At 38.7% G+C, this 16,171-nt stretch carries 16 protein-coding genes; 9 read left to right on the plus strand and 7 right to left on the minus strand.

What is annotated here, in order from left to right; all coding sequences use genetic code 11:
• Positions 1 to 85: 85 nt before the first annotated feature.
• From thiE to FHR28_RS20620, 3 genes are all read left to right on the plus strand, one after another.
• Entirely contained in the window at positions 86 to 712 is a 627-nt protein-coding gene (thiE, locus tag FHR28_RS20610) for a thiamine phosphate synthase (RefSeq protein WP_056516021.1), read from the plus strand.
• A 62-nt stretch (positions 713 to 774) separates the two neighbouring features.
• Entirely contained in the window at positions 775 to 2,070 is a 1,296-nt protein-coding gene (gene hemL, locus FHR28_RS20615; RefSeq protein ID WP_166783442.1) for a glutamate-1-semialdehyde 2,1-aminomutase, read from the plus strand.
• 145 nt (positions 2,071 to 2,215) lie between these two features.
• Positions 2,216 to 2,632: a GlcG/HbpS family heme-binding protein gene (locus tag FHR28_RS20620; RefSeq protein WP_034612206.1), complete on the plus strand. Its 417-nt coding sequence runs from the start codon at positions 2,216 to 2,218 to the stop codon at positions 2,630 to 2,632.
• An 81-nt stretch (positions 2,633 to 2,713) separates the two neighbouring features.
• Here FHR28_RS20620 and FHR28_RS20625 read toward each other — a convergent pair whose 3' ends face one another.
• The 3 genes from FHR28_RS20625 to FHR28_RS20635 all read right to left on the minus strand — a co-directional run bounded on the left by FHR28_RS20625 (position 2,714) and on the right by FHR28_RS20635 (position 4,825).
• The gene (locus tag FHR28_RS20625) at positions 2,714 to 3,778 is read right to left on the minus strand and encodes an amidohydrolase family protein (RefSeq protein WP_166783443.1); all 1,065 of its coding nucleotides are present in this window, start codon (positions 3,776 to 3,778) and stop codon (positions 2,714 to 2,716) included.
• A gap of 217 nt (positions 3,779 to 3,995) precedes the next feature.
• Entirely contained in the window at positions 3,996 to 4,400 is a 405-nt protein-coding gene (locus tag FHR28_RS20630; RefSeq protein ID WP_004721896.1) for a DUF3144 domain-containing protein, read from the minus strand.
• Between the two features lie 53 nt (positions 4,401 to 4,453).
• A complete protein-coding gene (locus tag FHR28_RS20635; protein WP_056516013.1) occupies positions 4,454 to 4,825 on the minus strand; it encodes a DUF3144 domain-containing protein in 372 nt (123 codons plus the stop codon).
• A gap of 88 nt (positions 4,826 to 4,913) precedes the next feature.
• Here FHR28_RS20635 and FHR28_RS20640 point away from each other — a divergent pair, with 88 nt between their 5' ends.
• Positions 4,914 to 5,546: a hypothetical protein gene (locus FHR28_RS20640; protein WP_166783444.1), complete on the plus strand. Its 633-nt coding sequence runs from the start codon at positions 4,914 to 4,916 to the stop codon at positions 5,544 to 5,546.
• Between the two features lie 232 nt (positions 5,547 to 5,778).
• On the opposite strand, the gene FHR28_RS20645 is transcribed toward FHR28_RS20640, so the two are convergent.
• Positions 5,779 to 7,038, minus strand: coding sequence for an MgtC/SapB family protein (locus FHR28_RS20645; protein ID WP_166783445.1), 1,260 nt, complete (start codon positions 7,036 to 7,038; stop codon positions 5,779 to 5,781).
• A 174-nt stretch (positions 7,039 to 7,212) separates the two neighbouring features.
• Here FHR28_RS20645 and FHR28_RS20650 point away from each other — a divergent pair, with 174 nt between their 5' ends.
• The 4 genes from FHR28_RS20650 (at position 7,213) to FHR28_RS20665 (ending at position 11,636) form a co-directional block, all read left to right on the plus strand.
• Entirely contained in the window at positions 7,213 to 8,970 is a 1,758-nt protein-coding gene (locus FHR28_RS20650; RefSeq protein WP_166783446.1) for a GspE/PulE family protein, read from the plus strand.
• Between the two features lie 101 nt (positions 8,971 to 9,071).
• Complete coding sequence (locus FHR28_RS20655) at positions 9,072 to 9,431, plus strand: NirD/YgiW/YdeI family stress tolerance protein (protein WP_004721890.1); 360 nt, start codon at positions 9,072 to 9,074, stop codon at positions 9,429 to 9,431.
• 163 nt (positions 9,432 to 9,594) lie between these two features.
• Positions 9,595 to 10,260: a response regulator transcription factor gene (locus FHR28_RS20660; protein ID WP_004721888.1), complete on the plus strand. Its 666-nt coding sequence runs from the start codon at positions 9,595 to 9,597 to the stop codon at positions 10,258 to 10,260.
• 41 nt (positions 10,261 to 10,301) lie between these two features.
• Positions 10,302 to 11,636, plus strand: coding sequence for a sensor histidine kinase (locus FHR28_RS20665; RefSeq protein ID WP_154130670.1), 1,335 nt, complete (start codon positions 10,302 to 10,304; stop codon positions 11,634 to 11,636).
• A 189-nt stretch (positions 11,637 to 11,825) separates the two neighbouring features.
• On the opposite strand, the gene hemP is transcribed toward FHR28_RS20665, so the two are convergent.
• Positions 11,826 to 11,996 carry a hemin uptake protein HemP gene (gene hemP, locus FHR28_RS20670; RefSeq protein WP_004721884.1) on the minus strand — a complete coding sequence of 57 codons (171 nt, stop codon included), beginning with the start codon at positions 11,994 to 11,996 and terminating at the stop codon, positions 11,826 to 11,828.
• A 140-nt stretch (positions 11,997 to 12,136) separates the two neighbouring features.
• Here hemP and FHR28_RS20675 point away from each other — a divergent pair, with 140 nt between their 5' ends.
• Entirely contained in the window at positions 12,137 to 13,048 is a 912-nt protein-coding gene (locus FHR28_RS20675; protein ID WP_154130671.1) for an NUDIX domain-containing protein, read from the plus strand.
• Positions 13,049 to 13,074: 26 nt separating this feature from the next.
• On the opposite strand, the gene FHR28_RS20680 is transcribed toward FHR28_RS20675, so the two are convergent.
• Positions 13,075 to 13,659 carry a tetratricopeptide repeat protein gene (locus FHR28_RS20680; protein WP_004820161.1) on the minus strand — a complete coding sequence of 195 codons (585 nt, stop codon included), beginning with the start codon at positions 13,657 to 13,659 and terminating at the stop codon, positions 13,075 to 13,077.
• Positions 13,660 to 13,710: 51 nt separating this feature from the next.
• Entirely contained in the window at positions 13,711 to 16,104 is a 2,394-nt protein-coding gene (gene mrcB, locus FHR28_RS20685) for a penicillin-binding protein 1B (RefSeq protein WP_154130672.1), read from the minus strand.
• Between the last annotated feature and the right edge of the window lie 67 nt (positions 16,105 to 16,171).

The following is a 16,171-nucleotide window of genomic DNA, read 5'->3' on the forward strand; positions in this document are numbered from 1 at the left end:
GATTTCTAAGCTTTTTTGTTTTTGTCACGTCTTCGCTGAGAAAACTTGCTTATAATCCATTTATTTGATTGTTTGAGAATATTGAATGCGCGGTCTTTACCTGATTACCAACGACGATCCAATCCAATTATTATTAGAAAAACTCGAAGCTGCTTTAAGCACTAAGCAAGTCGCTATTCTTCAGTATCGCCGTAAAAAAGTAGCTCAATCTGACCAAGCCAATGAAGTGAAGCAGATCAAGCAATTGTGTGAAAAGTATCAGACACCATTTTTGATTAATGATGATTTAGATTTAGCTGAACAATTTAGTTTAGGTGTTCATCTTGGGCAGTCTGATGGTGAAATTTCAGATGCAGTGCAACGTTTACCACAAGGTGTCATCATTGGGCGGACTTGCTTAAACTCAATTGAGTTGGCTGAAAAAGCAATCGCTGAAGGGGCAAGCTATGTGGCCTTTGGCGCAATTTATGCAACATCGACCAAACCTGAAGCAGGTAATATTGGCCTAGCAACATTACAGCAGGCATCTGAAAAGTTTGATTTACCTATTTGTGCTATTGGCGGTTTAACAGTTGAAAATTCTCAAGCTGTGATTGAGGCTGGTGCTGACCTTTGCGCTGTGATTAGTGATATATTAGCTTTATCAGTTGAAAATATTCCTGCCCGTATCGCAGCTTGGGCACAGTTATTTGCAGAAACTGCAAAATCTTAATTTGTATCGTGATTTTTTATATCATTTTGAAATTTTAGTATTCTACAGGATTGAGTCGATTTATGAGCCTATCTCCAAAACAAGAGCAATTGTTTAAACAAGCCAGTAAACATATTCCAGGTGGAGTGAATTCTCCAGTACGAGCGTTTAATGGGGTGGGTGGTACGCCAGTATTTATCGAAAAAGCCAAAGGTGCTTATTTATACGATGTCGATGGCAAGCGCTATGTGGACTATGTGGGTTCTTGGGGGCCGATGATTTTAGGTCATGCACATCCGGATATTATCCAAGCAGTACAAGAAGCAGCAGTTGATGGTTTAAGCTTTGGTGCACCGACAGTACATGAAACCACACTGGCTGATTTGATCTGTGAAATCATGCCATCAATTGAATTGGTTCGTATGACCAACTCAGGTACTGAAGCAACCATGACGGCTATTCGTTTGGCGCGTGGTTATACAGGTCGTGACATGATTGTGAAATTTGAAGGTTGCTATCACGGACATTCAGATTCTTTATTGGTTAAAGCGGGTTCAGGCATGTTGACCATGGGTGAGCCAACATCAAAGGGTGTACCTGCTGATTTTGCCAAGCATACGGTGACCTTGCCATATAATGATATTGAAGCTGTTAAAGCTTGTTTTGCGAAATATGGTCAAGAGATTGCAGGGGTAATTGTTGAACCTGTTGCTGGAAATATGAATCTGGTTAAACCAATCAAAGGTTTCTTAGAAACGATTCGTGAGCAATGTGATCAATACAAATCAGTATTTATTATTGATGAAGTGATGACAGGTTTCCGTGTAGCACTCGGTGGTGCGCAAGCATATTATAATGTAAAACCTGATTTAACGACTTTGGGTAAAATCATTGGTGCTGGATTACCAGTTGGTGCATTTGGTGGAAAACGTGAAATCATGGAATGTATCGCGCCTTTAGGCGGGGTTTACCAAGCAGGAACCTTGTCGGGTAATCCTTTGGCTATGCGAGCAGGGATCAAAATGTTTGAAACCCTTCGCCAACCTAACTTCTACACCGATTTGTCTGCAAAATTAGATCAATTATTACAAGGTCTACAAGCGGCTGCAGATGAAGCTGGAATCCCATTCTTTACTCAACAAGCTGGTGGTTTGTTTGGTCTTTACTTTACTGATCAAATCGAAATTAGCAGTTTTGACCATATTTTAAAATGCGATATTGAAGCATTCCGTAAATTCTTCCATGGGATGTTAAATCGTGGTGTAAACCTTGCTCCATCTGCATTTGAGGCAGGCTTTATTTCAGCTGCACACAGTGATGAAGATATTCAGTTTACCATTGATATGGCCAAACAAGTCTTTGCTGAAATGCAAGCTTAAGGGGATTTAAGACCACTTCGATTGCTTGAATAAATGAGCAGAATGGACAGTCTTTTTGAATCAAGTTTGATTTAGAATAAAAGCCTGTAGTCCTTAGACTACAGGCTTTTTTGTGATTTTAGACATTATAATTCAGGAAGAAAATATGCAAACCAAACACTATTTAACCTTATCTGATGCAGAGTTTTTATTGAATAAAGCACATCAATATGCAATTGATCATGCTTTTAATGTCAGTATTGCTATCGTTGATGAAACGGGCAATTTATTGGCAATGAAGCGTATGGACGGCGCTTCTGCATTGACGTCGAAATTCTGTTTGGACAAAGCCAGATGCTCTGCATTAAGTCGTAGACCGTCGGGATCATATGAGACACTTATCAAAAATGGTCAAATGGGATTTTTAACCATGCAGAGCGGTTCAGGGATGTTGGAAGGTGGTGAGCCTATTTTGTATCAAGGTCAGTTGGTTGGTGCCGTGGGTATTTCTGGAGTGAAATCATTTGAAGATGCTGAAATTGCACGACATGCAATTCAAGCCTTTCTTTCGCAGTTCAATTAAACCTCTATACTTAAAAATTATGTGTATCGGTAAATAAGTTTAAAGAGGTGTTTAAATAAACACCTCTTTTATCTTGTAAAATTACAAACGATAGAATTGTTTGGCATTATGGTGGAAGATCTTTTCCAGTGCATTTTCATCATATTGCATCACGATATCACTAAACGCATCAATGATATTCACTAGACTGGTATTGACCCGATCCATTGGGAAATTAGAAGCAAACATCACCCGATAGGTGCCAAAACTTTCTAAAGCATGCAGAATCAGTGGTGCAACAAGATCAATGATTTGTTGTTTAGAAGCCAGTTGTTTTTTCTTATAAAATTGATGACCAAGCACTGGCATAAATAGACCAGACATTTTGGTATATACATTTGGATAAGCGGATAATTCAGCAATAGCGTCTTGCCACTGATAAAAAATATTTTCACGCGCTGTTTTAGACAAGCCTGTATTTTGTCCAATTTTACCAAACAGACCTGCTGGTGTACCAAAGTGGTCTAAAACAATCGAGGTTTCTGGGAACTTTTTTGCCAGCTCAATTACATCGGGAATTTGATGAGAATACACCCAAGCATCAAAACTCAGATTATGTTGCGCGAGTTGTTCAAAGCCTTTTAAGAACTTTTTCTCGGTATACAGGTGCGGGATATCTGTCCAATTATGCACGCCTTTATCTTCATGAAAGGCAGCCATGCGGCGTATACCGCGCAAACGTTTAGATGCTTTTTGGTGTAACTTTAAAATCTTCTTGAAATTAGGATCACAAGGGTCTGCGGTAGCCACGATGCCACCGAGCTTTACGGTGTTTTCATTAAAGGGTAAGGATTCAATAAATTCTGTTTCACCTACGACACCTTTGCCTTTATTTTTTGCCCAACTGGCTTCAATATGCACCACTTGTTCGACCGTATATGAGCCAAGATCATGTTTATAGTCTTGTGGTAAATAGGGGCGGGTAATGTGTTCCGTCAGTCCAACCGTTTCAATCAAATCTTTGGTTTTGACTAAACGCACCATTTTATCGAGTAGGAATGGGCGCTTGCCCAAAAGCTTTACCGCAAATGCTGCTGCATGAGGGGTGTTGTAGGGATCCCACTGGTGAATATGTGGGTCAATGATTGGAAAATTCAAATCTTGCATATAACGTCCAAATTGTTATTTATTATCAAAATACAATACATGAATTTTATAAAAGGTGAATATTGTCACTTGGTAAATTTATGGGATAAGGTCATTGGGAGGATCAGTTGATTTTATTGTTTTAGGGATGACTGCCGAAAGATTGTTATAAAAAAATAACCTCATTGAAGAGGCTATTTTATCAATGCTTAGATCAATCTAAGATGATTTATCTCAATCAGTGTTGATGATCATGGCCATCTTGATCATGTTTGTGGGTATGAAAATCTTCGTTTTTACGGAAACGGAGATAATTTTCAAACTGCTCACAATACTCATCATAATTGTCTTCAAGCATCATTTGGAATTGTTGCAATATATAAGACATGACTTGTTCTTTGGCGTCACGCATTTCATCACCATCTTTAAAGGTGTTTGCAGCAACCCAGGTATTAAAACGTGCAGTAGCGAAGAGCATTGCTGAGCTGACTTGTCCACGAAGTTCTTCTGGCTTAGGTTGCTGTCCTTTCGCTGGGCGGCAAAACTCATTGGCTTGTTTGATAAACTCATCCGCACGCTCAAAAAAAACAGCATTTAAAGCTTCTTCTTCGGTGACATCAGTAGCATCGATTTTTTGAGACATGACTTTTCCACATAGCGTATTTCATTGGTGGGCTATTATAGGCAATCCAAGAGTTAAACGAAACGCTTTACTTCTTCTGTATCTGAATTTGCAAAATAGCTGTCAAAATTTTCTTGATATTCATCGAGATGATCTTCAAGCATGAGTTTAAATTGTTCCACATAATAGTCTAAGATGACTTGGCGATCCGCTTTAAAATCTGGTGCTTGATTGTAGGCACAAGCTGCATGCCAAATACTATAACGGGCATTGGCATACATAAATGAAGCACTGATCTTTCCAGGATGTGCTGTTAGGTGTGAAACTTGTTGATTTTGATCTGCAAATTGATTGGCGAGAGCAATAAATTCATCAGCACGCTCATAAAAGTATTCGTCAGATTCAACTTCTTCAGTTTCTTCAAAAAAATCATTATTTTCGGACATTATCATTCCTTTTCATAGACTTGTTTCATTGATATAACTATAGCATACTCAAATAGCCTAAGCTTAATAAATACTCAAGGAGTAGATAATGCAAGATGCGATTGCCATACAAAGCTTGAAAAGTGATATTGCATTATTACGCCAAAATATTTGGCCGCCTGTAGACTTGAGCAATGTTGAAGGTTTGCCAATTTATTATGGAACCCAATCCGCAGTAGAGGCTTACTATAAACAGTGGCTTGGGTTGCTTGAAAGGGCACAAACCTTGTATCAACCTTTTATGCAGGATGAGGCTTTAGATGTGGCTCAATTACCCAGCCATTTAAATTTACCTTTGTTCTTTTTTCATGTAGATCGGATTCGAATTAATAAAACCCGTGCCAAAGAATCAAAAACTTTTCGTGGGATAGCTTCACTGGTTGAGAAATGTGGGCAATTTGAACCCAGCCAAATTAAAAATATGTCGCAGTGGTTAAACAGTGATGATACCGCAGCCTTGGTTGCGCATCGTGAGTTCATTGATTTAAGAACCTATATTTTTCAGTATGGACAAAGAGAATATACGAGAACACGATTTTATGTGAATGGTTTAATCTTGAGCACTGAAAAAGATTTTAAATTGGTGGATGCCCGAGATAAGCCGCGCAAGCCACGTAATGATAGCTATGCTGATCCTTTAGCGGATAACAATCTCTGGAAAGTATTTGGCAAATATCGTTAGGCTATTGTGAAATAGATGGTTGTAGATTTTGTTAAATAGGCTGTGATTTTTAACTTTGTTGTTTTTCTATCTACAAAATAAGATGAGTAAAATATTTTGATGGATTGGAATGATTCAGACGCTGGTCTAAATAAAGATCAGCGAAGTTTGTATTTGTTGATGAGAAATTGATCTTAAATACGTTGATTCAGAAGGGAATGATTGACTTTTTCATCCTTGCAAAAAAGTGCTTCTAATATTGAAGAATCCAAACAAAAACGATGATAAACATCGTCATATGCAAAATTTGAATTGGAGCAAAGATCAAGGCATAGCGGCTGCCACCACTTAAAAATGCATTGATCGATTTCGCAATGGCATGTGCTGCTAAACCTAAAACAAAGGCGAGAGATAAGATATGATTACTCGGTTCTCCCTGAATGACAATCGTGGCCAAAGCGCCATGAATTTCAAATAATGAGGCCAAAAGCGTACCTGCAATTAAACCCGCATCACCCAATAAAAGATTTAGCCCATATACACCTGCCTGAATCAAGGTTAACGACGCTGCAATAATGGCTGCTTCTTTTAGACTAAACATACGACTATCTACAAGCTGATTATTTTCAATCGGTTGTGTATGACGCATAAACCATAAGGCAAAAATAGTCAGGATCGCAATAGCGATTAGACTGGGCAGTACAATGAGCTTGAACCATGTAATACTGACACCAATTACAATAATCATGAGTTGTAGTAGGGTCGCGACGCAAGACATTAATGCAGCCCCTGCATTGGCTTTGGCATCTGCACGTCCATTTCGGACTTCTAATCCTAAGCTGGCAATGGTTGCGGTACTGGAAACAAAACCAGAAGCAAGCGAAGACAGCAGCATAGCATTTTTTGATGACAATAATCGTTTGGCAATATGTGCAAGTGCTTGCACAGCCAAGATTAAGGTGAGTAATTTTAAAATAACATAGGGGTTAAGCACAGCACCCCACAAAGCTTTGTTTGGTGTCAGTGGCAATGCAATTAATAACAATGCCAGTAAGAAAATTCCATCTTTAAATTCAGATTCTGTAATCCATTTTCCAGCAATGCCATGCATAGAATGTTTAGTCATCAACAAGACGGTGAGGATGACCGATAAACCTGCAGCAAAAGAAATATTCCAAACGCACATTCCACCGATAAAATAAGTGAGGATAAATGCAATTTCAGTGGTTACACCAGGATCATCAGTTTGATTCTTTAAAGAATAAATGACGATACCCCCTGTAATGAATGCACCCGCAATGCCAAAATAGGGACCAAATAAAAAACAAACAGCACCTAGTAAAGCGCAAATGGCAAATGACCTTAAACCGGCAAAACTATTTTGATTTTCACGTTGCTGACTTCGTTCACGTTCAAGGCCGATAAGTAGACCACAACCCAATGCAGCCGCAATGATGGTGAGGAAATCGGTATAAGAGCCAAATGAAAATGGATATAGCGATATAAAATTCATAGTGCTCTCCAAATAGGACCATGAATTAATAGAATGATTTCAATGTATCGCAAAGTTTTAGAAAAACAAAAGTTTATTTTTTAGCCATGCGTTAAATACATTGTTGAATTTAGAAAATCCAAGAAATACAACAATTAATTTTGTTATAGTAGATTGAGTTTCGGGGATATAACAATGCAATTTAATTTTGAAATCGATACAGCTTGGTGTTTAGAACAATTATTAAAAGATGGTCGTATTACAGAACGTGAAAAACTATTGGTACAAACCACGCATCGACAACGCGATCAGTTGAAGTGGCATCCTCTGCAATGGATTGCCAGCTTTAAGCTCGTCGATGCTAAAAACCCAATAAAAAGACTAACATTGACCACGCTGACAGAATGGTTAGCTGAAAAAGCCGAACTCAATTCATTTACGATTGATCCGTTAAAGGCCGATGTGACTTCACTAACCAATGTCATGTCGCAAGAGTTTGCAATAAGAAATAAAATTTTAGCAGTTGAGGTCAGTGCCGATAAAATTCTGATTGGTACAGCACAGCCTTTTATGACGGATTGGGTACATAATTTAGAGCGTAGTTTAAGCCCAAAAAAAATTGAAAAAGTAGTATTAAATCCTGAGTTATTACAACGCTATTTAACTGAGTATTATCAAGTCAGTAAAGCGGTCAGCAATTCGCAAAAATCCAGTGCCTATGATAAAGAAAATAAAGGTGTAGAAGCACTTTTACAATTGGGTGATACCCAGAATCCTGATGCCAATGATCAGCATATTGTGAAACTGGTCGATTGGGTTTTACAGTTTGCTTTTGAGCAAGGCGCGAGTGATATTCACTTAGAACCGCGTAAGGAAAAAGGCAAAATTCGTTTTCGTATCGATGGGGTACTGCATACGATTTATAATATGCCAGCCAATACCTTAACCGCAGTTATTTCACGGATTAAAATTTTAGGTCGTATGAATGTTGCAGAAAAACGTAAACCGCAGGATGGGCGTTTAAAAACACGGACACCGAAAGGGCAAGAAACCGAGCTACGTCTTTCAACATTGCCGACTGCTTTTGGTGAAAAGTTAGTGATGCGTATTTTCGACCCAGAAGTTTTGGTACGAAGTTTTCAACAATTGGGTTTTGATGAACATTTATTGGCACAGTGGCATGCTTTAACGCAACATAGTCATGGCATTATTTTGGTGACTGGTCCCACAGGTTCAGGTAAAACCACCACGCTTTATTCTTCGTTAAAACAATTGGCAACCGAACAAGTGAATGTCTGTACCATTGAAGATCCGATTGAGATGTTGGAGCCAAGTTTTAACCAGATGCAGGTCAATCAAGGGATTGAGCTTGGTTTTGCTGATGGTATCCGTGCGTTGATGCGTCAAGATCCAGATATTATTATGGTCGGGGAAATTCGTGACCAAGATACTGCCAACATGGCGATTCAGGCAGCATTAACGGGTCATTTAGTGCTCTCAACTCTGCATACCAATGATGCACCATCAAGTCTGACACGTTTGCATGATTTAGGCGTGCAGCCTTTTTTAACCGCTGCAACGATTTTGGGAGTATTGGCTCAGCGTTTAGTGCGTAAGCTTTGCCCTCATTGCAAACAAGAAACCTTTATCAATGAACAAGAGTGGAAGCATTTGACATTTGGCTATCAGACCAAAATGCCTAATTTTGTATATAAAGCAGTTGGGTGTGAGGAATGCCGTCAAACAGGTTATAAAGGTCGTGTCGGGATTTACGAGTTTATGCCGATTAGCCTTGAAGCAAAGCAGCGAATTAGTGCGGGCGTGACTTTAGATGATTTAAAAATGCAGGCAAAAAAAGAGGGTATTGAACCATTAAGAATTGCTGGTGCACGTAAAGTATTGGAAGGCGTAACAACGCTGGAAGAAGTCCTTAGAGTTGTGCCTTTAAATTAATTTTGACTTAAAATAGCAAATGAAGAAATCCTAAGATTCACCTCATGTTGGTTTGTTTTAATGCTTCTATCGAAACAATGAACCGATATGAGGACACAACAATGAACGTCATTGCGAAAACAATTTTAACCACAAGCTTGATTGGTTTAACAAGTTTTGCTACTGCAAACACAGCGGTAAATCAATCAGCGCTTACACCAAGTTTAACCACAGTAAAACAAGCTTTAACATTGAAAGATGATACTAAAGTGCAGCTTCGTGGCAACGTGGTCAAAGCAATCGGTGATGAAAAATATCAATTCCGTGATAGCACAGGTAGCATTACTGTCGATATTGATGATGAATTATGGCAAGGTAAACCGATCGCGGCAAATGCTACAGTGACATTGTTTGGTGAGGTCGATATCGACTATAAACCGACGAAACGTGTAGAAATTGATGTGGATGCCGTGAATTTTTAATTGTTTTATTTGTTAACAATAAACCACAGCAGATTCTCGTTATATTCGCTAAGACTACATGTGTATGCATGTGGTCTTTACCCATGTTCAATAAGTATGAATAGTAACAAACTGCAGATTTTATTTTGATCAAGGCTTTATCTGCCTAAAAGAGAGATGGTCTATGCGAATTTTGCTCGCTGAAGATGATAGTTCACAAGCTGAAAGTATTAAATCTTGGTTGGAAATGGATGGCTACAATATAGATTGGGTCGAACGTGGTGATCATGCAATTTTAGCCATTGAACAGCATCAATATGACTGTATCTTATTAGATCGTGGTTTGCCCAAAGCCACTGGCGATGAAATTCTTAAACTGTTAAAACGTCAATTTCCAGAAATTCCAGTGATTTTTCTTACCGCAAGAGATAGTATTCAAGATCGTGTGCAAGGTTTAGATCTCGGCGCAAATGATTATTTGGTAAAGCCTTTTAGTTTAGAAGAATTATCTGCTCGAGTACGGGCACAACTCAGACAAACCCAAGTCACAAATTTACATGAAATAAAATATGAAAATTTAGTATTAGATACTCAAGCGAAAACGGTATTTCAGGATCAGCAAGTTGTTCATCTCACCGCAAAAGAATTTCAAATTTTATATAAATTGATGCAAAAGCCTGAACATATTGTGACACGTGAGCAATTGGAAGAATCACTTTATGCTTGGGGAGATGAAATTGAAAGTAATGCGATTGAAGTTTATATCTATCAATTGCGTAAGAAGATCGGTGGACATTTGATCAAAACAATTCGTGGCTTGGGCTATCGTATGAATAAAGAGCAAGATTGAGTATTTCACCGAGTACTTTTAATGATTTCAATAGGATGAATATGACCCAGGCAGTATCACTACAAACTAAGCTGATTAAGACTTCAATGCTCAGTTCAATTGTGGCAGGTATTTTTGCGCTGGTACTTCTGGTGAGCCTTTCGATTTATCACAATATGAACGTACAAGATGAAATCATGGATGAAGTTGCAGATATGCTTCTGATCTCAGATTTAAGTGCGACGTCTGGTTTTCAATTGGATGAGTTAAGTGATGAATTTGATATTCAATATCGATTGATGAATGGTGAGGTGATGCTGACCCAATCACCTGAATTTGATTTGCAACAGGGGCATGACAATCTTCTGGCGAAGGGTGAAGACAATGGGTATGCATTTATTTGGGCAGAGAATAAGTTGTTACGTAGCTACCGAGCGATTGATCAGGATTCTCAGTTAAGCGTCTATGTTATACAGCCCTTAAGTGTCCGTTTTAAAGACTTATTGCAAAGTTTTATCAGCTATTTATTGGTTTTATTGAGTCTCTGGTTGGTGCAATGGTTGATTTTACATTTCTCAGTTAAAAAACAATTTAAATCTATTCAACTGCTTTCGACAGAAATTGCAGAGAAAAATGCCAATGATCTCAGCTTAATTCAGCAACAGCCTGCATTTAAAGAACTTGAGCCGATGGTCAATCAGCTCAATCAAATGCTTGCGCGACTGGATCAAGCTTTAATTGCTGAACAACGCTTTACCGCAGATGCATCACATGAATTACGTTCGCCACTTTCTGCGATACAAATGCGTTTGCAGTTATTACAACGCAAATATGCCGAGGTCCCTGAGATTTATCAGCAACTCAATAGTATTCAAAATGATGTGAATCGAGGAACGCTAGTCCTTGAAAATCTTTTGCTTTTGGCCCGATTAGATCCAGCGGATGCCAGTGAATTACCGAAGACTTGGATAAGTCTGGAGCAAATGACTCAGCATGTGTTAAATAGTTTAGATCCTTTTATAGACGAAAAGCAGCTTCAGATTCATATTCAAAGCGAAGATGTTCAGGTCTATGTAAATGAAGAATTACTTTTTATTTGTATTCGCAATCTTGTAGATAATGCGATTCGTTATACGCCAGTACAGGGCAATATTTATATTCAGATTGGACCTTTAAACAATAGCAATAGCTTTGAAATTCAAAATGATGGTGAGGGTATTCCTCAAGACATCTTAGATCGTTTAGGTGAACGTTTTTACCGAGCGTTGGGGACCAAAACACAAGGTTCAGGCTTAGGTTTATCAATTTGTAAAAAGGTGATCGATCTGCATCATGGACAGATTCAGTTTGCTGCTTCCGAATATGGCGGTTTGAGCGTTTGTGTTTATTTACGTTAAAGCTGTACGATTGAATCGGTTATTTTTATTGAGTGTTTAGCATTTCATTAGATCGTTTTATAGAGATAGGTTGTTGTATAAAAATCTATAGATAAGCATTAAAAATCAGCTGACAAAATTAAAAAGCAGTATGCGCTGATTCATACTGCTTGTTCCCACGTTTTTTGTTTTAACTTAATGTTTTTATAGTTATTTGGTCAAAATTAGACGATTGTTACGTGTTAAACGTAAGCGATATTCTTCTCCAGCATGCATGATGCGAATTTCGCGCCCTAATGCAAATAAGTTATTTGAATGTAACATCGGAAGAGATTGGTGAGCTTCAGTGTTACGTGTGAATAGGCTAAAAGGTGCGTTCATTATTGTTACTCCGTGTGGGGTGCTGTCTAAGTGATTTAAATGATAATCATTATCGAATAGGTCTGTCAACGATAATTTTTATCATTTATAAAATTTCTATAATTGCTTACAATTCATTAAAAATTCAGGTGTCGATTTTTATGTCTAAACCCAGTATTCATGTGGCTATCGCTTTATTACTTTATCGTGGGAAAGTGTTGGTCGGTTGGCGCAATGCGGATCAGCATCAGGGCAATAAATATGAATTTCCTGGCGGCAAAATTGAAGCAGGGGAAACGCCTGTTGAAGCATGTCGTCGAGAGATCTTTGAGGAAGTGGGAATTGGCATCCAGCAATGGCATGCTTTTGATGTAATTCATCATGTTTATGATGATGTTGAAGTGTTTCTTCATCTTTTTCATGCCACGGTTCCTGAACAATATTTACATGATGTTCAGAAACCTTGGACATGGTATGGGCGTGATCAACTATTCGCGCTGAATTTCCCTAAAGCCAATCAAGCGATTATTCAACGCTTGTACTGGGCGCATCAAATTAAAATCTCCGACAATCTTTCAGTATTGAGCATAGAAAAAAGTCTAGATGACAACGCGCAATTTTTTTATTTTAGAACGACTGCAGATCAGGTTGCTGTAACACAAATTTCGCAGTTAGCTGCAAATGCCTTATCTCGCTTGATCATCAATATAGAGCTATGGCAACAGTTGCCTGAACATCTTCAAAAAAGTATAGCTGCTGTACATTATAAACAGCATCAATTGATGGATTTACACATCGAGCAGTTACCAATCGGTCTACGTTGTATAGCAGCATGTCATGATCTGGTATCTTTACAGCGAGCACAGACATTGGGTTTTGATGCTGTGATTTTAAGTCCAGTATTTGCAACCCAGACCCATCCTGAAGCCAATGCACTTGGATGGGAAAAATTTGCTGAATATGCCAAGACCTGTGATTTACCCGTCTTTGCATTGGGGGGATTAAGCCAAGCTGATTTAGTGATTGCACAACAGCATTATGCATACGGGATTGCTGGGATTCGAAATTTTTAATCGAGCAGAGATATTGGCTTAAACAGTTATAAGCGTTGTAACTGTTTTTGCGCTTCTGCGATGGTCTGTTGATTTTTTAATTGCTGAGCAGCCTGCAAAATAACATTCCAAAAGGTTTTCTTTTGGGATGGGCTTTGCGCATAACTTAAACCACGTCGTGCTAGAGATTCAGCATTCGCATATTGTTTCTTCTGATTGGCAATTTGAGCCAAATAAGAGAACACTTGTGCTGATTGTGGTGCAATACGTTGTGCATGGATTGCATAACGTTCAGCTTCATCCCACTGGCCCTTTTGATATGCAGTTTGAGTTTGTTGGATGAGCTGTTTAAAGGCTGGGATATTTTCTCCATCCTCAAATTTTTGCGTTTGAGGCTTGGATTGTGGTGCAATTACGACAGGAACTTTTTCACGTTTAATTTCAGGGCGTTCATAAGGGGTAATTTTTACCCCATCTGGTGTAGCAACCCGATGGTCAGGCTGTTCAGATTTTGGCTTTTCAACAGATTTGCTTGGTTTAGAATTTTGTTGGGGTGTTGTTTGACACCCAGCCAAAGTTAATATTCCACTTAAACTTAGAATATAAGCGATTGTGCTTACATTTCGTTTCATCACAAATTCCTATTTAAAAGCCAATTTACCCGTATATCCAACATGTTTAGATTAGTTGTTATAACTACCACTTGAGATCACATGACCTCTTGAGTCCTGATCTAAACTGTCTTCACTTTCGCGAATATAGTTTTCTATACTATCACTTGAATGCGGCTGTGAAGTGTTTTGTTGCGTATCAGGCGTGGATTGAGGATCAACTTGATAATATGGCATTCCGCACTCTGTCGCACGATTAGGAACTGTGTGACGTAATAATGGAATATATAGTGCGCCTTCACAGCCTTGTGCTGAAAGCTCCCCAGTTCGAGAGTCAATCCATTGCCATGAAATATCATCTGTTTGACGTAAATTCACTGGTTTTTGGCGTAATTGCTTCATGACATTGATCCAAACAGGTAATGCACCTGATGAACCTGTAAGTCCAGTGATTTTATTGTTGTCTAAACCTAACCACACCACTGCTAAATTATTGCCTGAATATCCAGCAAACCAAGAATCACGGGTATCGTTGGTTGTACCAGATTTGCCCGCAAGTTTGAGATCAGCTGGTAATGTGTTGTAAGCCGCTTTACCTGTACCTGCAGACATGACTTGTTGTAAGCCAAAGTTCAATAAGAAGGCAGCAGAAGGGTCTATGGTCTGTTGTACATTTAAACCAAAACGCTCCAATAAACGACCATTAGAATCTACAACAGTACGAATGGCTTTGGTTGGATATTTAAATCCACCTGTTGCAAAGTTACCATAAATACTCATCACCTCCATTGGTGACATATCTACAGCACCAAGGAAAATAGACGGGTAGTTTGGAATCTTTGAGGTCACGCCAAATTTAGACAAGTTGTTGCTAAATGTAGAGATCCCAAATTCGTTCCCTAAACGTACAGCAGACAAGTTATATGAGTTTGCTAAGGCTTGAGACATCGGAACATAGCCATGACCTGTTCCACTATAGTTCTTTGGTGTCCAGGTTTGATTACCACTGACAGGTAAACTAATTGGCGCATCTTCAATTGGTGATGCCCAGTTATAACGACCTGATTCCAACGCGCTTAAATAAATCACAGGTTTAAGCAAAGAACCCACTTGACGTTTAGCATCTACAGTACGATTAAAGCCAGTAAAGTCTTGGGTTGAACCAACAGCGGCAATCAATTCGCCATTTTCAGGACGGGTAACTAAAACAGCGCCTTGTAAGTCTTTTAGTCTTGCTGGGTTCGCATTGGCTAAACGGCTCACCGTTTCTCTAAAACTCTTTTGCACTCTAGTTTGTGCAATTGGATCAAGTGTTGTAAAAATTCTTAAACCTTGATTGGTTAAATCTGATTCTTGGTATTCGGTTTTAAGTTGACGACGTACAATATCTAAGAAGTCTGGGAAGCTTGCTGTACCTAATGTTGGTTTACGCACCACATTGAGCGGACGTGCAATTTCTTTTTCATATTGTGCTTGGTCTAAGTATCCCATCACCAGCATATTGTTCAGCACAATATCGCGACGTTTTTTTGCGCCTTCAGGATTTTTCCAAGGGTTAAATAGGGTAGGGCCTTGAACTAAACCAACCAAAAATGCTTGTTGTGAAATATTTAATTCACTGAGTGGTAAACCAAAATAGAATTGTGAAGCCAAACCATAACCATTGACAGAATAGTTACCACTTTGACCTAAATTCACTTCATTTAAATAGGCTTCTAAAATCTCGTCTTTGCTGTAATGAAGCTCTAATAACAGCGACATCAGGGCTTCATTCACTTTACGTTTTAAGGTCTTTTCAGGGGTTAAGAAAAAGTTCTTAACCAACTGTTGCGTCAGTGTTGAACCACCTTGACGTTTACCACCAGTCACATTACTAAGTAAAGCACGTGCTGTACCACGGAATGAAATACCATGATGGCGATAAAAGTTTCTATCCTCTGTGGCGATTAATGCTTCAATCAAAGGTTTAGGAACTTTATTTAATTTGATGAGGACACGGTCTTCATTGTGTTGCGGGTAGATACCACCAATCAACATCGGTTCTAAACGTGCGATTCCAGTATTGGTCGGTTTGGTGGCTTTTACATCTGTAACTGTATCGCCAGCAAAGGTCACTTGTAGGACTTGTTCTGGATCTACACTGTCACCAAAGTCAAAGCCACGTGTATGCACGTAAATTGTATTCGGTTGGGTAATATAGGTTCCCGATTTGGTATAACTATCACTGTTTTTATAACCGAGTAATTTGAGCTCTTGTTCAAACTCTATTTGGGCAATTGGCGCAGTTGCATAAATTTCTAATGGACGAGCGAATACTTTCGCAGGAATATCCCAACGATTGCCTTCAAACTTATCTCGAATAACATTGTCGAGGCGAATTAAGTAGACGCTAAATGCGAGAAATACTGCAATAATTAATACACAAAAAATCAGTGCAATTAAGCCTATACCACGTTCGGTCTTCATATACAGATAATAATACCCAAATTTATTTTCGCTAATCATGCGAAGCTTTTCTTAATTTTGCAATAAT

Source organism: Acinetobacter sp. BIGb0196, from assembly GCF_011759595.1.
Lineage (GTDB): Bacteria > Pseudomonadota > Gammaproteobacteria > Pseudomonadales > Moraxellaceae > Acinetobacter > Acinetobacter guillouiae.